Genomic DNA, 20,540 nt, shown 5'->3' on the forward strand with positions numbered 1-20,540 from the left:
TTCATTTACATCACAAATATGCGGTTGCAGGAGAGTGGTTTCCTTACACCAAGGCTGTTAGCTGTAAGATTTAGTTCCTCGGATTTTCGTCTGTGTCATCCATTCGTCGGATAAGATTTTCTTTTAGCTTATCCATAAATTGAGTACGATTTTTTTTTCTAATGCGAATGCCCTGGAATACCCTGTAGTAGTTTCCGAGGTCAATGTTGAGCGTTGTTTCCAACCATGTAGCGATCTGTCGCACATCTAGGTATTCATCGTTGTTGAACAACCGTGAGGAATGCAAGGCATATAGAAGCTCGATCAGGTCAGACTTTGAGCCGGTCCAACGGAGTATCGTTTTGGGCTTATTAGTGTCGGTTCGCATTGGGTGATTTCGCAGCACTGCAATTTTCTGGTCAATATAAGATTGGGTAAGTTCAAGAGATTGAATTTTGGAAAATGGATACGTGCCATAGCTGGTAAAGCGTAGATCCAATACAACGGGGCAGAAAATAGTTGGCAATCCATTGCTGGTTTGCCTTAGGAAATAATGCTCATCCAAATGGCTGGCACCACTGCGGTAGTATAGTATCCAGTCAGCATTTTGTTCAAAGTAAAAAGCCAGGCGCTTAACTTCTTTTTCCAGAATTTTTAACTGGTTTTCTTTTCCCGGCGGCATACGTGTTTCAATCTTATGAATCCGTGTGAAATGAAGATAAAGCGCATAAAACCTCGGGAGCTCATTTTTAAAGAAATTAATTTCTTCAAAAGGGTCTTTAAAGCCATTTTTGAGGATGAGGTCCTTTAATTCTGAGAGAGCTGTTTGTGTTAGGGAAATAGATCGGTTAATACAGGCAATGGTTCCCTGGTCTGTTGATTGTTCGAGGTCCAGTTTTTCCCGAAGAGCTTTCCAAATAAGATTGACGATTTCCATAGTTTTTCTTTTTGTGGTTATCATTGCAGTAGAGTAATCATCGTGAGCCATTTTTCTACATTGGATAATTCAAGCATTATCATGGAACATTCCGTTCATTTATAGGCATAACAACAAATAGTAAATACCAAATGGATTAAATTCTTTCTTTAGTATGGCATTTCATTGAATGATAACATATATAATTATATTTTATACCACATAGACTTTTAGCGGATTGGCAGCTGAATACTAAAGACCCTGCCCTCACCTAGAACACTGTCTGCATTTGCACTTAAGTTTTCCGCAGGAGTAGTAATCATTTGGATCAGCTCCTTACGGAACTCCTGATTTTCTTCCGGACTATCATTTAGCAGTCGGACGGCTGTTGTAATTGCATTAATCGGGGTGCGAATTTCATGTAATGCTCCATGAAATATGTCTTTCAGCATTTCATCAGTTGATCGGATATTGTTTTCAAGTGTCATAACAAGAATTGAAATTTTAGCAAAGGTTTTTGCTAAACATCGCAAAAACAATAAGGCTATTGTACTATTTTCTTACGTCGAATGGAGTATTGTGCCGTACCATAGCGGTTTACAGCACAGTATGAAATGAAAGGGGGGCTATCTATTGGGAAGAATAGGAGAAGAAATAATACTTTACCCCTGCAATTTTTTAATCAACTGTAACTTATTGTTGACGGAGAGTTTGTCATAAATATTTTGGGCATGTTTTTTTACTGTTAGAGTAGAGATGTACAGTAATTCAGCTATTTCCTTGTAGGCTCGTCCTTCACAGATTGCCTTTGCTACTTCGATTTCTCTGGAGGTAAGGTTGTAGGATTTGAAATTTTTCTCAATTCTACTCAATAAATCTTCTGTGAGATTATCAGATGGCCGTCCCAGCCCCTTCAAAGCGTTATCTACGAGCACGCGCTTTAAACTGACCGATTTTTTAATAATCGCGTCCACTTTTAACACTAACTCCTCACTCCTAAAGGGTTTAGATATAAATTCAACCGCCCCTGCTCTCAGCGCTCGCGTTTTGTCGTTATTAGAATTTTTAGCTGATATAAGTAAAACGGGGATGTGCGCATATTCAGATGATTTTCCTATAATCTCGGTAAACTTTAGGCCGTCAAGTTGTTCCATCATCACATCAGATATAATCAGATCCGGTAGGACAGTATAAGTTCTCAGCTTTTCGAATGCCTCTGCACCGTTGACCGCCCAAAGAACATTGTATTTACCTGTTAATTTCTTCCGTAAGTAGTCGGTCATAGTAATATTATCCTCTATAAGCAATACGGTTTGCTTAGAATTGTTATATGGCAGAGTATCCGGAAGCTTCACTGTATCAAAATTATATACCGGATTTAAAACATGTTTTTCTACATGTTCATTAGCTTCCGGAATGTAAGCGTGCAAACATACTGTAAACCTGGAGCCGGAACTTTGACCAGGTACCGGGCTTTCAACATTGATGCTACCATTCAGCCCTAGTATAGTTTTTTTTACAATTGGTAACCCTAGTCCGATTCCTTCGTTATTACTTTTACGGCCGATCTGGTAATAGGGTTCAAAAATTTTGTCCTGTTGCCCAGCTGCAATTCCAATACCTGTATCGGATACTTCAAACAACACTTTACTATTTTCAGTCCTTAATATAACTTTTATAGTCCCGCCTGTTTCGGTAAATTTTACCGCATTTTGGATGAGATTATTAATTATACCCTGTAAGGCAACCGGATCAGCTTTCATGAATATATTGGGTTGCAATTGCGCCTCCACTGTAATACCTCTACTACCGCACCAATCTGAAAAAAAACTCAGATGATCTAGTACCAGCTGACTAAAATTTGTAATCTTGTCATGATTGTAGTAATCGAAGCCTTTTTGAAAACGTTCCAGATCAAACAGATTATTAACATTCTGAATTAGTTTCCCAATATTGTTTTTGACTATTACCAAATCTTCCCTATTGCTGTATTGACTGAAACGTTCCTCAACAATATTGTTGATAATGGTTAGGGGCGTTTTGGTTTCATGCACAAGGTTCACGAATGTATTAGTTCGTTGTTCATTGGCCATTTCAAGCTGTTGAGTTCTTTCCTTCACCTTGTCAGCAAGGCTTTTATTTAACAGCTGCAGTTGAAAATATTCCTCTCTTTGCTCCATTATCATTTTTCGGATATACAGTACGGTAACAACTAAAAAGCCTACATTAGTTACTGTAGCTTCCGTGGCCTGTCCTAAATCAAAGTAAATTACCACAGGAAGCGACGCCCAGGGAATTACAGCTGCATATACTCCTAATATTTCCGAAAGTTCACTACCAGCTGGTGTTTCCTTATACTTGATCCATACAGATTTGGTGATTGCCCAAACGAGAGATATGGTATAGATGAAAGGAATTATTAACCCATAATCCTTTGCCCACTGAAGGTTCTGTGTAATAGAGTAGGCTATTACGAAGAATGTAAAATAAGGAAGTAGTAAAAAAAGAAATATTCCATAAATTGCATGGAACCTCAATTTCTTTAATCCCAATGCTTTATATAAATAAAAAGGGAAATACGAAGCCATTAAAAAACCACAACCATAGGCAATAATATTCTGGACTGTTACAGGAATCCTTATGTTCGGATCTGGAAACAGCCCTCCTGCTATATTATAAAATATCAAAGACAATAATAATATAAGATATCTCTTTCGGCTCTGGTCGCTCGGGCGTAAAAGAAAAAATGTCAGCTGGAATAAAAGCAGGATGCATTCAACAGCTGTAAAAATAAAAGTAACCACGTGCATTTCTGTCCCGGGAATCAACATATAGCGTGATGGGTTGGATCTTTCTTCAAAAAATAGAGCTGGTATGATGGAAGATCAATTTTCTTGTAGACATTGAAATCAAAACGCTCATACAATGGAAGATTTTTTAATGTCGAAGTTTCTAAATAAACAGGCAAGCTATTCAGGCTGAGGGTCTGCCGTAATAATGAAGAACCGATACCGAGTCCCTGGTGGGAGGGTTGAACACCCAAATACCAGAGGTAGCGCATCCGATGCTTAGGATGGTGCTTTTTCACAAGATTTTCACGATATAAAACCTTTCTCAAATTAGGTAACCCGATGGCACAAATAGCTAACTTTAAATCCCAAAACAGTGTTTTAAGGGTTGTTTTTTTCCTTTCAGTATCTAAAAAAAGAATACAGCCAACGTCATCATCTGACAAGTATATTTCGCCAGAGTGATAACAAAGGTTGAATGAATACTCCATTAATCTTCTGATTCGCTTTTTCTTCCTTCCTACAGCGTAATTCACGCTTTTATTGTTGCAAAAAGCCTGAGTAAGAATATCAACTACAATAGATTGGTCTGAATACGTCGCTTTCTTCATAAAAACATGGTCCGGGTTCCTTGGGTTATATAATTAATTTTTACAATAATTAGGCTGGGTAAGATCCTACTGTGCGAAAATTAAATTACATATAAAAAATGGAATGGGGAAAATCGATTCTTCGTCAGACGAAACTTTTTTGTTCTAGTGTGATAGTAATTCATATTCCTTTCACAGCAGATTTACCTGTTGTTACTTTATAGTTTATTATTATATATAATTATGTATTCATTTATTATCTTTTACATCTGTAGCCATTTTTAAAAGGTTACTTTCTTGTCTACGCTTTAATAAATATCAGATGGGCTAAATCAGGATCGTTTTTAATTCTTTCAATTTCGGTTCCCACCAAATCAATTATATCATTCTTAATCAGAATGTAATTATTCTGCAAATCCATATCTGTCACCTTACTACAAGGTAATTGTTTATATTTCGATTCTTCGGATTTAATTGCTTCGTGATCGTTTTGTATTGCCGTATGGAATGCTTTATACTTTATAACTTGATCTGGATTGTCTGCTAGAATACCGACAAACTCTCCTGCAGAGAGAGTTGAAATTTTGGATGCAGGAACAGCAAAATCTAGTTGGGTATTACGGCTTATGCTTGTGTCCTGCCGGTTGATCGAAATACTTTCTCGCGTCTGAACGATCTTCCCAATTGCTTCACTCACGGCTTTTGCAGTATCTCCAATGGCTTGGCCGCAAATTATGTTGCCTGCCAGATTAAAGATTACATCCGCTTGCTCACGCCCATATGATTTACGCAATTGTGCAATATTCTGAATTGCCAGGTAACAAAAAATCCTATATCCTCTCGAAATAGCCAGAAAATTCTCAATGCCATTCGCATACAGGCTTGAAAATTCATCTGCAATAATACAACACTTCTCCATGCCTTTTTTAGGCAGAATGCGAAATACACGGTTAAGATAGAGAGAAATTACAGCACCATAAATTTGTGTTTTTTCAGGGTTGTTTGCTAGTACTACAATCTTAGGATCATCAGGATTATTTATATCAAGTGTGAAGTCACTGGCGCCAAGTACGTAATACAACAAAGGTGAAGCTAATCGGGCAAGTGCAATTTTTGCAGATGCGATCTGTCCTTCCAGTTGTTCCATTGCTCGGTTCATGTAAGCAGAAATGAACGGATTTATAAGTACCTCTATTTCAGGCTCGGTGGAAAGAATAGGGAAAAGATCGTCGTAATCAGCCTGCATTAGCTCAATAGCATGCGGAAGGGTGCAAAATTTTCCGCCCTTGAATTTTTTCAGGAACCAAATAATCGCGGTGAGAAAATTTATTGGGCTCTCTACGAAAAAATCCCCAGTTTTCTGTAACCATTGCATATTTAAACCGAGAAGAATGGTACGGGCACTTTCGCTGGCATCGGTAATATCTCGCATAGTAGAAGGTTCAAGAGGGTTACACCTGTCAATGGGGTTATCAAAATTGACAATTAAAAAACGCGGCTTTTTTCTGTACAGATGCCCAGCTTTCAACCATGAGTTATAGGCAATAACTGCAAGGTCATCGTACTTGAAGTCATATAGCAGCATGCCGGGAAAATTCTTCCGTTCAATTTTCTGCTTGATAATATTGCGAATCAGGAAATAGGTCTTTCCGGCACCTGGGCCGCCGATAATGAGCACCATGCGTGCGCCGTTAATGATGTTCAGCCACATCTTGCGCACCTGGCCTCTGTATTGATATTTGCCAGGAAGATTTACACTGAACGGGTTTTCAAGCAAGCGTTCTTCCTGTGGAAAGGTTTCATTTTCCTCATTGAAAATATCGCCACCAAGTTTAACTTTTATCAGCCTGGATAACCTGGCAGCACCCGTAAGAAACAATACAAACCCAATGGTTGTAACCGATATGTAGGCAACAGCAGTTATGTCAACTGTAAAACCTATCGTTAGCAAAAAATAACTTGCAAAGAAAATGGCTACACCAAAAAAAATATAGGCGACCACTTGCCCTGGTCGGATTGTTTCATCTTTTTTTCCTTTGCTTCCAAAAACAGATAACAGCAACAGTAATAAAGCAAAACCTTTCGTGATGTGGAGATCGGAAAACAAACCCGTCTTCCCCAAATTAAGAAGGACGTTTTTAACCGGTGCCGCCGTTAATCCCCACAGCTCAAATGCTGTGTAACAAAACACATAGAAGTGAAGTATCAACATTACGATACTTCCTTTGCGCATAAAATCGGTGATGGCCCGAAGCCCTTGTTCATTTTCTCCACTACTCATAACACACATTTTAAAGGCTCAATAATTAGGAGGGACGGCGCCGCTTCCTTTTTCTCTTACTTTCCCGCAGCCAGTGAGCATCAACCGGATCTGGATCGACCGGCTGGAAAAGATTGGTAAAGAATTGATAGATTGATGGCAACAATACCAGGGGAGTTATCGGAGGTTTGGAAATATCCACAGAAAATTTGTCCGTGTGATGGCGGAGAAATTTTTCAATCTCGGAGGCACTTTTTACCGAATAATTATTTGCTCGCAGATAGTGGGATATTTTTGCAGGGACCGAATGGTAACCCGAAGCCGGTAGTTGAAAATGGCCCGATTGAAAACCACGAGCATTAATACCACTGGTGGGTTGGATCAACAAACCTTTGGCAGCCCATTCTGCCAGTACGTTTTTAAATCCTTTGTTAAAATCAGTTCCAGCTATGATCGATTCACTGAACTGGGCGTTGAAATGTTGCTCTTTTGCTTCATGCAGATACGGCCGGTCGAGCCGGTCTAGTATCCTTTTGCAGGAATATTCCCGGTCAACATCGCTCCCCTTGAATACACAACCGCGCTTATTATCGATAAAGGTTAGCGCATAAAATCTGCCTTCGGCATTACTCCGAAATACAGCGTTGATGTGCTTTTCCGAGAGCAGGCGAATAAACTCTGAACGGTTGTCCGATCTCCTTAACGCTTCTTCAATATCCTCCTTCAAACCGGATCGATACTTCTTCCGCCCTTGTTCTCCTTTCTCTGCGAGGGCTTCTATGTGAGAAAGCTGCGCTTTGAAATAAAACTTACTGGCTTTTATAGGGATGCCGACTTTCTGGCCGCTGGCATCTCGCATTGCGTAAACTAGCCCCTTGTGATTCTTCATTCTACTACCCGGCGAACCAGCATCAGCAAAGATATTAAATTGTTTCAGCACGGCATTTAACTCAGCCAACGATCCGAAATCATAGTTGGAAAGAACAGAATACAGCACCTTGCCAATAGCTGCTTTGGTTTCTTTTAAACCATACTCCACTTTCGTAAGGTCAATTGGCTTAATGGCGTGTAACATTTTCGGCTGCACTTTGTCGGCAGCGACCAAATTATGCCGACGTTCAATTTCCCGACAGGCTGCAAACGATTCTTTGCGGCCAAGATTATGCAGGTTCTTTTGTTTACCGTTAGGCAGGATAGCCGTAGTAACAATATGAATGTGCGGGTGCGCCACATCGGAATGCCGATAGACCAGGTATGGTTGTTCTTCCAGGCCGATCAATTTCATGTATTCGGCTGCCAATTTCAGGAACAGCTCATTTGAAATGTTTTCCGATGGATCGAGATTGATAGAAATATGAATGCACTTATGTTCAACGGTTCCGTTTAAATCTGCGCGATGTTGAAGCCTGCCTAATTTTTCGGCAAACGTTAGCTTGTCGGCATCCTTGTGGTACAATCCGGCGCCGATAAGCGCGGCCTTTCCTTCCTTTACTTTGTTTTCGTTATAATTCAACGCGCCGCGGATATTAGGGCCGCTTTCTATTTTCCCAACCACTGTTCACCGAGTTGATCGATCTTTTCCTGGAAGCTGCCAATCTTGCTCAATAGTTCTTTTTGCAGGTTCTCCGCTACCGGAAGCCAGGTAAAAACTTCCGGTCCGGGTGGAACACTGTTGATCCTCTTTACCACTTGGTTAAAATTATTTCCTAGCGAATTAAGATCGTTCCGGTAAAGAATAAGAATGGTCATCAGATCGTCCAAAGACTGATTTCGTTGCCTGACGGTAACCGGTTTATCAAACAATACATTGCGAACATATTCGCTTATTTTCTGGCAAGTAGTGGTTTGCAGCTTACCATGTAACAAGGCAAATTCTTGTTCAGTAAGGCGGATATTACACCAATACTTACGCTGGTTTGGTTTACTTTCAATACTCTTTTCCATACACACTAAACCATTTTTGGGTGACTAAAAAACGCGAGTTCCGAGCGTTATTTCCCGCCATTGGTAGCCGACTTTGGAGGCTACCAACAAGTTCGTTGTGTAACAACGATACAACTTGCTGGATGCGAATAAAGGCAGCCGGAATTGGAAATAACGCGGAATTGCGAACGCTGTTATTACTTAATTTTTCAGAAAATATTGGCTTATATTTTATTTCTGGATTGGTTTTCCGTTGATTTTACGCACATCTTATCTTTCTTCTTATGCTCCTTTCGGTACGCCTTTTTCAGATCTTCGTAATACTGCTTGGCAATGAAAGCGGATACATGAAGTACAGAAAGATCGCCGCATTTTCTTAAGCCTTCCTGGTATCTGTTGGCAATAAATTGAACAATATTTCCCGTATCCCATTCACAGTTTTTATTACGGTAACGCCATTCACCTCTTATATTTGCGATCTCAATTAGTTCCGCTCCCTTTTGAAAAGTAGAATCGTTGATGCGCTTATAGTTATCATCCGATAACACTACCGGGAATAAGTTGGTGTGTGAAATATTGGAAATGACTTCGGCCAGCCGTTTTAACCCATTAAGGTCTGTTACATATAAACTGTTATCAAACATAACCGGAGAGTTTATTGTTACACATGTTTTTTTTACAACTTCCGCCTGCTGGAAATCGGTGTTGGCGGCGAACTAACTACTCTTGTTTTCTGCAAATTTTCACGCTTCACCATTATAGGTATTTGCCCGGAATGTGGAAGTTCTTTATTGGACGTAATGGGTATTGACGTTACTTTTCCATTGAATTCGAGGGTAAGTTGATCTATAGATAAATTCCCATTTTCAAGATCAATGCGATAGGATAACTTAATGTTAACCGGATTTTCAAGTTTAGTTTCATACCATCCCATCGCATCCACAGTGAAATCAGTAGGGTAACCAAAGCGCAACGCTTCGTTGACAGCGGTTGATAATTTAGTTTGAAATTCCCGGAAAAGTAGACCCTCAATGTTGGGATTGCATAAATCTTTTTCCCGGCATCCTTTATCCCACAGCAAAGCCAAGTGGGTATCCAGAATATGATAATATTCGCTCATGGTTCATCATTTTCTTACACCCTTTGCTTTGAAAATTGCAGGGCTGGCAATATCGGCCTGACGAACGTTGTCTTTTAATTCCATCCAAAGCCGGATCATCAAATCGGCAATTTCTATCAGTTCATCTTTTGAAAGCTGGTAGATGTTTATAACCTTTCCGGCCGAATCCACGAAGAAAACATTCCGGGAATAATAGTCTGAAAGTTCAAGTGTCCTCGTAATGGAAATAATACCGCCGGGTGCTGTAATTTCCCTGCCGTTTGAGAAAACGATGGTGTCTTTTTTTACGATTGCCATAGCTATAATTTTTTGCGCATGGAAGTGATGGATTTTTGCTGTTGCCTTTTTTTACGAATTAATGGGTAACGCTCGATTACATTTTTTGCCATGTCGAGTAGTGCAAAATGGCTGTACCGTTTACCCTCACCCTGCTTACTTAACAGCATTCTCATATAATCTTTTGATTGCTGCGCATCAGCAACCGGATAGTCAATTGTGAATGGCTCGCTAAACTTTTTTGATTCTAACCGATAGCGTAAATACATACTGAATAAATTTATGGTGATGAATGTTACAGTCCTTTTCTACGTCCGGGGTTATCAGGCTTGACTATTCGGGGGGGCATTCTTAGTTAACTGCTTGTGAGAAAGTTTCTCCGTAACAGTTGCCGGGAGGTTGGTATTGAATAACGCATCTCCTTCTTTCATAAGCGGAATAACTTCTGCTTCGAGGGTTCTTTTGAGAAAGTCCTCACCCCCTTGACTTTTCATAAAATGGGAGATCGGCTTTTTAAACTCCAGCCACTGGCGAACACCATTTTGACCAAACACAAAGCCTCGCAACAGCATACGACTGAGTTCCTTTTTGTTGTATAAATCGTATGATAGCTCGGATATACGATGTTCCAGGCTTTGTTCAATCAATAATAGATCTTCGCCCGGATCAGCAAGATTAATAGGTGGAAGGCTTTTAAAGTATGCTTCGGCATCCTGAATCAATTTTTTACCTTCGGGGGAATAACCTTCATAGGAACAGGAGCCTCCATTTCCATCATTACTGGCGGCGCCTGCACGTTTGCTATTGATAAATAGGTCGGCGTGAAATTGAATGCTGTCCTCATATTGAGGAACACGCATCTTAATATTTTTAAGCTCTACTTTCATAATTCAAGATTTATTTGTTGGATACACTTAAAAATTTGGTAGGCGACCTGGGGAACAATGGCATTGCCAAATGCTTTTATTTGTTTTCTAACCAGAGGGAGGGATACCCCATCAAATACCCGTATAAATCCGGGTTGGGATAAGAATAATCCCTCGACTTCGGATATATGGCCAACCGGGAACCATGTATGTAGTTGCGCAAATAAGTCCGCTTCCTTATGGCCCAACGGGTGCTGGTCCCCCGAACGTCGCCCGCCATTGGTGTAGGCCAAAAACCAAACGCGATCTCGTCGGTGCCAGGCACCCACGGCGCAAGCTGGAATGATAATCGGGATGACGGAATATCCCACGTGTTCAAAATCCTGGCAGATGGTATCGATGATATATCGTTGTCGGCTGTAGTGGATTTGATCTTCCACCCAAAGAGCTCTTTGGTGCGCCATTCCAGTAGGGCTTTCTGCGTGTACCAGGCTGGTGATACCAGCAACATTTTCACCAACAACCCAAGTGGGTCGGATCTGGTTAATAATTCGGAGCATATGAGGCCAGAGGTAACGGTCATCTGAATCGCCTTTTCTTTTTCCGGCAAGGCTGAAAGGCTGACAGGGAAAGCCGGCAGAAATAACATCAATTGTTCCGTCATACTGTGTTGTATTAAATTGTGTAACGTCTTTAAATCGGTTGGTTTCAGGAAACTGAACAGCAAGTACCTGCCGACAAAAAGGGTCAATTTCGACCTGAAAAACATTTTCCCAACTTACCCATCTGGCAGCAAGGTCAAAGCCACCGATGCCGCTGAATAAACTTCCATGTCGCATAAACAACTTCACTTTTCATTTCACTAATGCGTACTTATTTATAGGATCACTATCATGACCAACCTTCGCAGGCGTTGACGCAGCCAGCATCTTCTTTATCAAGTTCGTTTTGAAATAGCTGTATCTGCGAGCAGGAAATTTCTTCCCGGCTTTCATAAGGGGCACACCGGAAGGGCTGTTGTGATTGTTCAATTAATTCGTCACGGTAAAACGCAGCGGTGGTTTGATACGGGATTACACAGGCTACCTTGTGGTACAAGATTTTCATACTTTTTCTCCTTCGCTGCCCACCACGCCGCTAGATGCGGATTGTCCTGTAAGATGGTGAGCAGCTTCCGTTTGCTTTTCTTCCAGCATAAATCACAAGTACCTTCGTAGCTGGAAAGCCGGAGATCAAATTCTTGCTTAGACCAGAAAATATTAATATCCTGGCTCGTGGTCGGAATCATGTTTACCAATGGATAAACTATTCGCTGGCGCTCTGCTTCCTTCCAGTTGATACGTCTGCGTTCGTCGGTACGGATGCCGATGGCGGTCGAATATTTTTTCCAGCCAATCGACCGCGCATACGCACGGATGGCATATGCTTTCAGCTCACGGGAACATTTAGGTGCTCCCATATTCGGGATACCATGCTTTTTTATGAATGCCTCGAAGGGTTCCCCATTCCTGGAGGCCGTCGCAAAATCAACTACACGCGCTGAAACCCCTTTACCCGGCTCATATATTGGCTGGCTCTCTATCCAAACCAGATGAAATTGGAAACGGCTGTCACATTCCTGTACAAAAGAAAGTGTTTCTTCCCGCTCCTTACCGGTGTTGGCAAAAACCACTATCATATCATATTCGTCTTGTTTGTTGGTAAGTAACCATCGCGTCATAAAAGCACTCGTCCGACCACCAGAAAAACTAATCAGCATCTTCTTTTTCATACACACTTTGTTTACGTTTTGCACTATCATTGGCTACCGCCAATGGAGTTTTCTTAGCCATTCCCACAGGAATAAGATCTTTCTGACATTGGCTTGGGGGCGACCTCACCGATAACAGCGGATGGATTTTTTTAGGAGCGGCCGGGCTTTCTCAAAAGATTTTACCCAGTTGAAGGCTAGCACTTTCCAATTACGTACAGGCTCCCGCCCGCGCAGCATCCAGTTTCTTTTCTGATAGTACAGAAAGAAACACTCCGCATGTAGGGGAGTAAGCCCCATCATTACGAAGTACACGGTAACTGCGGTAAGATTGGGGCGAGATGGTAAACTGCGTTGTTTTGACATGCTCCATTGTTTTATGAAAGCAAAGGTGGTGTAACAATCATGCGATTTCTTACACCAGAAAATACAGGTGTAAGATTTATTGATTACAAGAGGTAGCAACCTGACCCTGGACGGAGGTGAGGTCAAAGTGGATAACCCAACGATGCCGGTATTGGCGAATGGAGAGAAGAGAATAGCTATATAAGTTTTTTTTTATTAAATTGCAAATAAAAGAGTAGTCTCGATGAGGTTTGCACCTTTTGATCTTTCAGCACTGAAAGAGGAATACGAAGAAAACTCTCCGGCAATGCAGGAGCTGAAGACAGTAATTACTGATGTATTGGCCGAAAAAACCTGGCGTTTCAAAAGTGAGCGCATTAAATCTAAATATCCTATATCCATTGCTGAGGGACGAATAGCTAACGATGGGTTTATCCAAAGCGGTTTTGACTGTGGGTTAAGTGATGCTCCAATAAACTTCTATGCATTATGGCAACAGACACCTGTTACATATGCCTTAGATGGCACGCTGTCCGATCTGATGGAGTATGTTCAAAAAATCAGACTGTTATTCGAGGTCGATGGAGCGATTAGGAACGGGGCTACGCTGGAGAGATTTAGACAATTTCTTTTCCTTGCAGTATATAAGCAAGGAAATTTCGATCCAGTAGAGCAACTGAACGACCTTAAAACAGATGATCCATCATATAGCCTTTTAAACGTATGTTTTCTTGAAAACGTAGACTTGTGGGATTATTCGTTTGTAAAGTTTTGGGAGACTGTTACAAAGTTCGCTGGAAATATCGGCCATCCCCATCACTCCTCATTTGATAGCCGCTGGTTAGCGATTTTCTCTGCGTTAGAGAAAGTTTTGGATAGCCAGATTGACTTTGCACTTGCCAGAAAAATTTTTGAGATTAACCTTGGCGATTCCCCAATAGGCAAAATTGCCGAGGCTGGACTTTTTTATCTAAGTAGAAAGGGAGAGATCAACAATGATGATCTAATTGGATACTTACAGGATCAACGGACTGTCAATGTAGGCATAATAATTTTGAACAGCCATTTATCTTATACCCTGAGTTTTACTACCCAGATCTGGGAAACAATGAAGAATGTGGAGCTGAAAAAGCCCCAGAGGGCGTTATCCTATCAACTCGGTGTTAACCTCCTGGAAAACACCGAAAGTTTGTCGGAACAACTTAAAGCCGAATTATACGAATATCTACTATTAGAAGGTGTCGAAGGAGATTTCGAGCAGACAAGGGCTGTATTTTATGCCCTTAGGAAAAATTTGAAGCAAAAAGGAATAGGTGAAGCTCTGATTAAAAGGTTAATTGCAGTAGACCCTTATCCTATCGAGTTTAACTCTCTAATAAGTGACTATTATTTTCACATAGATGATCTTGATGGCTTTTTCGCTTTCATCCGCACCTACTTAGGGGATGAAAACCACTTCTTTAAATTAACCCAGTTTAAGGGAATATGCGAGCTTTTTACCGTAAAGTATCCAGTGAGGTTCTGGCGTGGCATGGTGGAATTACTCATAGATGACGAGGGTAGATATAGAAAGGCGGGTGGACGCATGTTATCTCATATGCTCCATGAACAATCAGAACACATTTTCCCTGTGCCCCTTGAAGAACTGAACCCGTTGCAACAGTATAAGTTCATTGTAAGCGCCACTGTATATCCAATGTTTATGGACGAGAATTTGAAAGTTTTAGTACCATTTTTATTTTCAAAATCCCCCATTGTCGTTGAGCTAGCCCTCTGTAAGCTGGACCATATCGCTATCAGCTATGGTCCGGAGGCAATCAATAAGCTGCAGCCAATGATATCTAATCACCCTTTATCAACTGAAATTGTTGAAAGACTTAATAGTGTATTCACTGAGGATGCTAAGCGGATCGATCAAAAACAGCGAATTTTTGAATTCAATCCTCACGTCGGTTATGCGAACTTAATTCGCCCCTTTGCAGAATTTTATGCAAAGAAAAGCTCGAGGTCAATGAGTGAGGCCCAAAGGAAGCACGGAGGTATTTCCTCGTTCATAAAGCAAACTACCATCGGTCGCGGCGGGGGCGTTATTACTCACGATATGAAAATTATGCCTTTGAGTATGGTAGGGGCTTCATTTTCATTGCCGTCTTATATCTTTATCGATCCTATTGGTGATCAGGCGGAAATGTTTTTGTTTTATAAAAAAAATTGGTCAGAAGATTTTAAGGCATGGAAAGAAATAATATCATCGTCAGGGAATATTTAGAAACCTTAAAGGAAGATGGGGAGCTGGATCGCTTGCTTCCTCTACTTCTCATCAGTCGAGGGTGGAAAATTGTGAGAACCCCGCGCGAAGCAAAGGGTCAAAAGCAATTTGGTAAAGATATTGTTGCCTATGGAGTAGATCTGGATGGAGTTAAAAAAGCATTCTATATTGAAGTAAAGGGGCATTCCGATAAAGACATTACCGAGCAATCACTGATAAAACCAGATGGTTTATATCAATCGTTGTTGTCGGCTACTGTGGTAGATTTTAAAGATTATGGTATCCCTGCGTTAGAGAATTTGCCAATTAAGGTAATTTTTGTGCATAACGGTGCGTTGAAGCCATCGGCAGAGCATGAATACAATGGCATCATAACTAAACTTTTCGGTGATGGAAAAAAACAGTTCGAAAGGTGGAGTATCCATGAGCTAACGGACCTGTTCAGTGCCTATCTTTTCGGTGAATACCTATTAACAGATGACCAGCATCTCCAACTTTTTAAAAAGACACTTGCGCTTATAGATCAGCCCGAATATGATCTTCGTGACTATAAAATGCTGATCGATAAACTTCTTACTGGTGATTTGAAGCCTGGCCAACGTCAGTTTTACAAACTTTTTTCCACATTAAATCTGGTCTGTGTTATTCTTTGGGATAATGCCAGGCAGGTTAATAACTTATTGCATGCTCTCGACGGGGTTGCCTATACTGTCCTTAAAGCTTGGGGCTGGATATTACGCCAACAGTTGGTGAGAAAAAAGCCAGTTATTGGAATTTTTAAATCCTTGCTAATAATTCAGCGGGACCTCTTAGAGACATACATCACGAAAACACTTCCGGTGGCCCGTCAGAAGGATGGGCTATTTGCAGAGAGAGGGGGACCTTTTGAAGAAGTAGGGTATCCGTTGAGAAGCATGGATTATTTAGGTTGGTTAATTTATTACTATCAGCTTCAGCAAGCTGGTCCGGATTTCAACTATGAGTTGGAGGCTCAGCAGATGTACGGCCTGCAGCATTTTCAGAAAGGAGTTATCAGGGCAGTTATCGATAATAATATTGGATGCAAAACGCCCCTTTTGGATAGACATTCGCGACCGATAGTATTGGTAACCCTGTTTTTTATGAACAGCAAGGAGCTAACAGCGCATGAAGCCAATTGGTTACGGGGGTACATCATTGATATATATAATCGGATTGGTTTAATACACTCATTTAGAGGTCGACGCCCGGAGTTTTCTGATAATATTACTGCCCTTCTTGAATACGTGGGAACTGGCGAGAGGCCAAGCGATTATAATGATAAAGGCTCTATGTTGTTACAGGTTTTGTTGGAGTTCTTAGTTATTTTTAATGATGAGCCAAGTTATAACACTTGCCGCAGCGACATGCAAGGCATCGACCTGCAAACGGCTTATCCAAACTGGACAATGCCGGATGAGGTGGAGATAGGACTTTTTGAAGGAAATATCAGTGAATTGACGGCGGTCGACTCAAGCATTGCGTTACCAGAACAGTTCTTTGATTTTAAAAAGATGCTGGAAGCCAAACCCAATAATCCAATCTCCTATAAAACAGATGGGGCTGGGTTAGCGTTTTTGCGGTCACTCTCATATATATATTTTCACAATGATATCCCGCCGGATGAATGGCGAAAATTCATTGCGGCACCTCCACATTATTTTGGTGTTGATAAATCAGTGATAAGTAACGAACACCTAACAGTAACGTGAGTGTACCGAATTTGAAAACAATTGAATTATTTCGTACTTTTAATCTCGACAGGGAGATAGTTCTTCGAATATGTAGTATTTAAACGGTCGTTTTGCGTTGACACACGGTTGACACACTTTGACTACAACATATTGAAACCCAACTGGTTGAGATTCCAGTTCTGGGCACAAAATGGACAAATCGAGATTACTCTTGGTTTGTCCATTTTTATTTTTACCTAAACCCGCGTCCAGCGCGTATATTAGCATCACAGCTTCGTTGAGGCGGGCGGTTCGATAATGGCTTCCGTCAAAAGTGAGTTTTTCAGGAAAAATCGAACCAATAATGCTCCATCCCATAGAACCTTACTCTTCTGACAAATTGGTGATCGCATTTACAATCGAATCCTTAAAGTAAGTGGGGCGTATGCCTCTTAATTGTGTCGACACTGTCTACACAATTAAGGGGTTAATAAAGGCAATCTATTATTCTTTGAATGCGATAGCATGAGGAAGCGTTCGTTTTGGTTTTACTAAAACATAGCTGGCAACCCACGATTAGAGCTATACTTCAATCAGCTTTTATAGCTATCTGTGACTATTTTTTACGACCAGATTTACATACTTAATTGAGGGGCAGAGAAAATTGGCGCCGATTTTTCTTTTTTCAGCAGCAGCATGCATAAACCAGTCTGCCAATTGTTAAAGTAGATGCTCGTGAAAAGAAAAATTCATCCGGATAGGTAGATATAAAAAGCGGTTTATTTCTATTCGAGAAAACCAGCATTCCTGATTCTGTCCGCAATTTGCGTCCCAAGGTAGTCCTGCAATCTAGGGAACTTTGGCCATCTATAGTATGCATGCCAATAGCTAATTATTCTACTTTCTGTTTGCTGCCAAAATTTGGGATTTTCTTTCGTTAATCGACTAAAATTTTCAATATTCCTCTCTGTGATAAGCTTATCCAGTACTTCTAAAATTTCATAAACATATTCACCGAGGAGTTGTAAAGAGTAGGGTATTGTCCAGTATTCAGTTCTTTCACCTAGTGCTTCTAAACTCTTTTGCCTTATAAAGCCATCATGGTGTCTGATGTAAATGCAATTCAATATTGCCCTTTGAACATCCGTCAGCCTGCCAACAATTATCGAATCCGGCTCATCATAATAGATCCGGGACGGAATGAACAATTCATCTTCATCCAATTTAAATGTCTGTATCGGAAGCTGTTTGGAACTACCAAAGTATTGAGTGTGTTTGGGCAATATTTGCAGAATGGTTGCAACATCGCTTTTCAGAATTCGAGGGAAAGCATTAAGAAGTATATCTTTATTCATAGGTACTAATTTTCCCGAAACCTGTGTGATCGATCAAATTAAAATAGTAAAGGGTTAAGATAAAATTTCTACTTGAAGTTAAGAAATAGGAATTGTAAATTGACCTTTCCAACAGAACAAAAAGCATGCGCATTGCTCTTTAATTTAATTGAAAAGAAAGTCTGGATATCTTTCGGTCTGATCCATCGACCTATTAACGATATTCAATTTAAAGATTATCTAGTACTAAATTATCTTGTAAGCAACAGGCAAATATAAATGTGAATAAAGTCAAGAAAGCATTAGTCTTAGTTGTTTTAATTATAGACTTTCGTTTTATAATGATTGTTAACTGAGAGATTAGATATACACCCAAATTCCAAATAAATAACTGAAGATGTATGCAGATGAACTATGATATTCTATGTCCTGCGTTATAAGCAGTCACAATTTATCTCTTTAAGGATTAACCGCTATAAGGCTTTTGAACTTAAGATTTCTTTAGCTTTTGCCGTTGAATTGAAACCCTTTAGCACATGAACCTATTTCTTGTTCAAATCCAGTGAATAATATACGAATAGGGAGTTGCCGGTAAGGCATTGGTTGGAGCAAAATAACCCGGTTCTCAAAAGAAATAATTCTCTGCATTCTGAAATGAATGTATAGAATGGCGTCATACCCGTTTGTTTATTACATGCGTATCGGAGTGGCGAACAATATCGGTACGCCTGTGGTTTGCCCCTATTTTCGTATAGTCTATTAAGTTATCTGGCAATTTACCATGAATTTATTCATCAATCAATAATAAACACTCAATGAAAATTATGTCCACGAAGTCTGTATTCCGGCTTTTTATTTTGTTTTTCTGTATGGCTGCCGTTGCTTGCACCAAACAGGGCAATGCTCCGGATAGTTTACTCAGCAATAGCAATGCTATTGGCAGGGTCTCTGATAAGCAGGTACTAAATGTTGCTGATATTAGCCACATTAGTGCACAGTTAGATAAGTCCTGCCTTACTTTTATCGCGAATAGGGCAAAGCATCAGGATTATACGATAGAGAGAAGAGAAATTCTAAAGTATAATACGTCCTACTATCTGGCTCTGTCTATTAAAACAACCAAAGGGGATGAGTTTCTAATTTACAACAAATTAAAAGTGGATGCTGGTAAAAATTTGCTGTCTTCCAATGAAACTTATTCCTGTGCAGGAAAGTGTACTTCCTGTGCAGTTATATTTACAACTCTTGAGCTTAGTTGCGAATGCAGGAATGACAAAGGTGATAGTTCCTGCGTGTTGAGTTCTGAATGATTTTATTTTTTATTTATCAAATAAGGTATTTTATGAAAATCATTAAATGTACAGCAACTATTTTGACACTGTTTATCTTACTATCAATGGGGATGATGAGTTGTAGTAAAGGTAATAATATTGAGCCTGAGCATACCAATGGCCTTCTCATTGGAAGATTGAGTGGTGGTAGTGTAGAAGGAGTAATTTCCAAAAGTCAAATGAAACAAGAGATGGTCAGCAGAAAGTTTCGTATCGTTACGACAACAAGAACAGGCGATTTTGAATTAAGAGATCGTTCTATTGTTCATAGTGGTAACGACTATTATTTGCGACTGAAAGTGCTTGTCAAGGGTGGGCATGAGGTATCTATGACAAAGCTGGAGCTGAAGAATAATGCGTTATATCTTGTCTCGCCACAAGAATCATTCAAATGCACAGCGGCGGACAGTAGCTGTTCAGGCTGCGTTTTGGAGAAGGGATCAGATGGTATCTGGCATTGCTACTGTGGTAGTACAAGCGGAGCGGGGTGTGTTCTGGTGGTTGAGTAAATTGTAAATGGATTCATCTCTCTGGCAGCCGAGAAATGGAAGGGGTACAGACGATTAACAATAATCCGTAAATATTTTATGAAACACTATCTTATATATCTCTCTATTCTTGTTTGCTTTTTAATGGGCTCTTGTAAGTTCAACAGTGATTCCACTCTCAAGGTAATAGAAATACCCGAAGAACGAACTACTAATAATGTAAAGCAGGATAGTCTTAATTATCCGGTTTTTAGTTTCAATCAGACACTTTTTGACATGGGAAACATTGGAGCGAAGAAGGAGATCATTCATGCTTTCAGGTTTAAAAATGCAGGGAGCAAACCGCTGTTGATCAAAGACGTAAAACCTTCGTGTGGTTGCACTGTCGTTGACTTTCCTAGGATACCTATTCAGCCTGGAGATAGCGGGATTATTACTGCGCATGTAAAAGTGGATAAGTCTGAAAAGACCGCCACGAAAATACTCAGGGTAATCTCAAATACGAATCCGCAAAGAAGTGACCTGTATTTAAAATTTGAAACAAATAACCTTGTTAACTAATAGTAAATTAAGGTCCTGTAAAAGTAGATATTTTTGCAGGACCATTTAAATT

At 40.3% G+C, this 20,540-nt stretch carries 20 protein-coding genes; 5 read left to right on the top strand and 15 right to left on the bottom strand.

All coding sequences use genetic code 11. From position 1 onward, the window contains the following. Nucleotides 1-70: 70 nt before the first annotated feature. The 14 genes from HGH90_RS05520 to HGH90_RS05585 form a co-directional block, all read right to left on the bottom strand. Nucleotides 71-916, bottom strand: coding sequence for an RteC domain-containing protein (locus tag HGH90_RS05520; protein WP_169190586.1), 846 nt, complete (start codon nt 914-916; stop codon nt 71-73). A 209-nt stretch (nt 917-1,125) separates the two neighbouring features. Further along, entirely contained in the window at nt 1,126-1,383 is a 258-nt protein-coding gene (locus HGH90_RS05525) for a histidine kinase dimerization/phospho-acceptor domain-containing protein (protein WP_169190587.1), read from the bottom strand. Nucleotides 1,384-1,557: 174 nt separating this feature from the next. Continuing rightward, nucleotides 1,558-3,726, bottom strand: coding sequence for an ATP-binding protein (locus tag HGH90_RS05530; RefSeq protein WP_169190588.1), 2,169 nt, complete (start codon nt 3,724-3,726; stop codon nt 1,558-1,560). Further along, nucleotides 3,720-4,295 (bottom strand): GNAT family N-acetyltransferase, encoded by a 576-nt coding sequence (locus tag HGH90_RS05535; RefSeq protein WP_169190589.1) that lies wholly within the window; start codon nt 4,293-4,295, stop codon nt 3,720-3,722. Before HGH90_RS05535 ends, HGH90_RS05530 begins: the two co-directional genes overlap by 7 nt. A gap of 280 nt (nt 4,296-4,575) precedes the next feature. Continuing rightward, entirely contained in the window at nt 4,576-6,555 is a 1,980-nt protein-coding gene (gene mobC, locus HGH90_RS05540) for a conjugal transfer protein MobC (RefSeq protein ID WP_169190590.1), read from the bottom strand. 25 nt (nt 6,556-6,580) lie between these two features. After that, nucleotides 6,581-8,089: a relaxase/mobilization nuclease domain-containing protein gene (locus tag HGH90_RS05545; protein WP_169190591.1), complete on the bottom strand. Its 1,509-nt coding sequence runs from the start codon at nt 8,087-8,089 to the stop codon at nt 6,581-6,583. Then, nucleotides 8,074-8,478 carry a plasmid mobilization protein gene (locus HGH90_RS05550; protein ID WP_169190592.1) on the bottom strand — a complete coding sequence of 135 codons (405 nt, stop codon included), beginning with the start codon at nt 8,476-8,478 and terminating at the stop codon, nt 8,074-8,076. The genes HGH90_RS05545 and HGH90_RS05550 overlap by 16 nt, the downstream gene beginning before the upstream one ends. 203 nt (nt 8,479-8,681) lie before the next feature. Continuing rightward, nucleotides 8,682-9,101 carry a hypothetical protein gene (locus HGH90_RS05555; RefSeq protein WP_169190593.1) on the bottom strand — a complete coding sequence of 140 codons (420 nt, stop codon included), beginning with the start codon at nt 9,099-9,101 and terminating at the stop codon, nt 8,682-8,684. 32 nt (nt 9,102-9,133) lie between these two features. Beyond that, nucleotides 9,134-9,577 (bottom strand): hypothetical protein, encoded by a 444-nt coding sequence (locus HGH90_RS05560; RefSeq protein WP_169190594.1) that lies wholly within the window; start codon nt 9,575-9,577, stop codon nt 9,134-9,136. A gap of 6 nt (nt 9,578-9,583) precedes the next feature. Beyond that, nucleotides 9,584-9,874, bottom strand: a complete 291-nt coding sequence (locus HGH90_RS05565; RefSeq protein ID WP_169190595.1) for a hypothetical protein — start codon at nt 9,872-9,874, stop codon at nt 9,584-9,586. A gap of 2 nt (nt 9,875-9,876) precedes the next feature. After that, nucleotides 9,877-10,122, bottom strand: coding sequence for a hypothetical protein (locus HGH90_RS05570; protein WP_169190596.1), 246 nt, complete (start codon nt 10,120-10,122; stop codon nt 9,877-9,879). A gap of 54 nt (nt 10,123-10,176) precedes the next feature. Beyond that, entirely contained in the window at nt 10,177-10,740 is a 564-nt protein-coding gene (locus tag HGH90_RS05575) for a hypothetical protein (RefSeq protein WP_169190597.1), read from the bottom strand. Continuing rightward, nucleotides 10,737-11,558, bottom strand: a complete 822-nt coding sequence (locus HGH90_RS05580) for a DNA cytosine methyltransferase (RefSeq protein WP_211172580.1) — start codon at nt 11,556-11,558, stop codon at nt 10,737-10,739. The genes HGH90_RS05575 and HGH90_RS05580 overlap by 4 nt, the downstream gene beginning before the upstream one ends. Before the next feature lie 200 nt (nt 11,559-11,758). Then, nucleotides 11,759-12,490 (bottom strand): phosphoadenosine phosphosulfate reductase family protein, encoded by a 732-nt coding sequence (locus tag HGH90_RS05585; RefSeq protein ID WP_169190598.1) that lies wholly within the window; start codon nt 12,488-12,490, stop codon nt 11,759-11,761. Between the two features lie 568 nt (nt 12,491-13,058). Here HGH90_RS05585 and HGH90_RS05590 point away from each other — a divergent pair. Both HGH90_RS05590 and HGH90_RS05595 read left to right on the top strand, forming a co-directional pair. Further along, complete coding sequence (locus HGH90_RS05590) at nt 13,059-15,083, top strand: hypothetical protein (RefSeq protein ID WP_169190599.1); 2,025 nt, start codon at nt 13,059-13,061, stop codon at nt 15,081-15,083. Beyond that, entirely contained in the window at nt 15,047-16,813 is a 1,767-nt protein-coding gene (locus HGH90_RS05595; RefSeq protein WP_169190600.1) for a hypothetical protein, read from the top strand. Before HGH90_RS05590 ends, HGH90_RS05595 begins: the two co-directional genes overlap by 37 nt. Before the next feature lie 746 nt (nt 16,814-17,559). On the opposite strand, the gene HGH90_RS05600 is transcribed toward HGH90_RS05595, so the two are convergent. Continuing rightward, complete coding sequence (locus HGH90_RS05600) at nt 17,560-18,129, bottom strand: hypothetical protein (protein WP_169190601.1); 570 nt, start codon at nt 18,127-18,129, stop codon at nt 17,560-17,562. Nucleotides 18,130-18,923: 794 nt separating this feature from the next. Between HGH90_RS05600 and HGH90_RS05605 the strand changes: the two genes are divergently transcribed. The 3 genes from HGH90_RS05605 to HGH90_RS05615 all read left to right on the top strand — a co-directional run bounded on the left by HGH90_RS05605 (nt 18,924) and on the right by HGH90_RS05615 (nt 20,488). Continuing rightward, nucleotides 18,924-19,418 carry a hypothetical protein gene (locus tag HGH90_RS05605; RefSeq protein WP_169190602.1) on the top strand — a complete coding sequence of 165 codons (495 nt, stop codon included), beginning with the start codon at nt 18,924-18,926 and terminating at the stop codon, nt 19,416-19,418. Between the two features lie 32 nt (nt 19,419-19,450). Then, nucleotides 19,451-19,948 (top strand): hypothetical protein, encoded by a 498-nt coding sequence (locus HGH90_RS05610; RefSeq protein WP_169190603.1) that lies wholly within the window; start codon nt 19,451-19,453, stop codon nt 19,946-19,948. 78 nt (nt 19,949-20,026) lie between these two features. Beyond that, complete coding sequence (locus tag HGH90_RS05615; RefSeq protein ID WP_169190604.1) at nt 20,027-20,488, top strand: DUF1573 domain-containing protein; 462 nt, start codon at nt 20,027-20,029, stop codon at nt 20,486-20,488. Nucleotides 20,489-20,540 lie beyond the last annotated feature (52 nt).

Source organism: Chitinophaga sp. Ak27 (assembly GCF_012726295.1).
GTDB lineage: Bacteria > Bacteroidota > Bacteroidia > Chitinophagales > Chitinophagaceae > Chitinophaga.

Coding starts and splice junctions, on each gene's coding strand:
- HGH90_RS05570 (WP_169190596.1), bottom strand. CDS start 10,122: ATGTATTTACGCTATCGGTTAGAATCAAAAAAGTTTAGCGAGCCATTC.
- HGH90_RS05565 (WP_169190595.1), bottom strand. CDS start 9,874: ATGGCAATCGTAAAAAAAGACACCATCGTTTTCTCAAACGGCAGGGAA.
- HGH90_RS05535 (WP_169190589.1), bottom strand. CDS start 4,295: ATGAAGAAAGCGACGTATTCAGACCAATCTATTGTAGTTGATATTCTT.
- HGH90_RS05530 (WP_169190588.1), bottom strand. CDS start 3,726: ATGTTGATTCCCGGGACAGAAATGCACGTGGTTACTTTTATTTTTACA.
- HGH90_RS05525 (WP_169190587.1), bottom strand. CDS start 1,383: ATGACACTTGAAAACAATATCCGATCAACTGATGAAATGCTGAAAGAC.
- HGH90_RS05595 (WP_169190600.1), top strand. CDS start 15,047: ATGGAAAGAAATAATATCATCGTCAGGGAATATTTAGAAACCTTAAAG.
- HGH90_RS05605 (WP_169190602.1), top strand. CDS start 18,924: ATGAAAATTATGTCCACGAAGTCTGTATTCCGGCTTTTTATTTTGTTT.
- HGH90_RS05550 (WP_169190592.1), bottom strand. CDS start 8,478: ATGGAAAAGAGTATTGAAAGTAAACCAAACCAGCGTAAGTATTGGTGT.
- HGH90_RS05610 (WP_169190603.1), top strand. CDS start 19,451: ATGAAAATCATTAAATGTACAGCAACTATTTTGACACTGTTTATCTTA.
- HGH90_RS05575 (WP_169190597.1), bottom strand. CDS start 10,740: ATGAAAGTAGAGCTTAAAAATATTAAGATGCGTGTTCCTCAATATGAG.
- HGH90_RS05585 (WP_169190598.1), bottom strand. CDS start 12,490: ATGAAAAAGAAGATGCTGATTAGTTTTTCTGGTGGTCGGACGAGTGCT.
- HGH90_RS05580 (WP_211172580.1), bottom strand. CDS start 11,558: ATGCGACATGGAAGTTTATTCAGCGGCATCGGTGGCTTTGACCTTGCT.
- HGH90_RS05520 (WP_169190586.1), bottom strand. CDS start 916: ATGGAAATCGTCAATCTTATTTGGAAAGCTCTTCGGGAAAAACTGGAC.
- HGH90_RS05615 (WP_169190604.1), top strand. CDS start 20,027: ATGAAACACTATCTTATATATCTCTCTATTCTTGTTTGCTTTTTAATG.
- mobC (WP_169190590.1), bottom strand. CDS start 6,555: ATGAGTAGTGGAGAAAATGAACAAGGGCTTCGGGCCATCACCGATTTT.
- HGH90_RS05600 (WP_169190601.1), bottom strand. CDS start 18,129: ATGAATAAAGATATACTTCTTAATGCTTTCCCTCGAATTCTGAAAAGC.
- HGH90_RS05555 (WP_169190593.1), bottom strand. CDS start 9,101: ATGTTTGATAACAGTTTATATGTAACAGACCTTAATGGGTTAAAACGG.
- HGH90_RS05590 (WP_169190599.1), top strand. CDS start 13,059: ATGAGGTTTGCACCTTTTGATCTTTCAGCACTGAAAGAGGAATACGAA.
- HGH90_RS05560 (WP_169190594.1), bottom strand. CDS start 9,577: ATGAGCGAATATTATCATATTCTGGATACCCACTTGGCTTTGCTGTGG.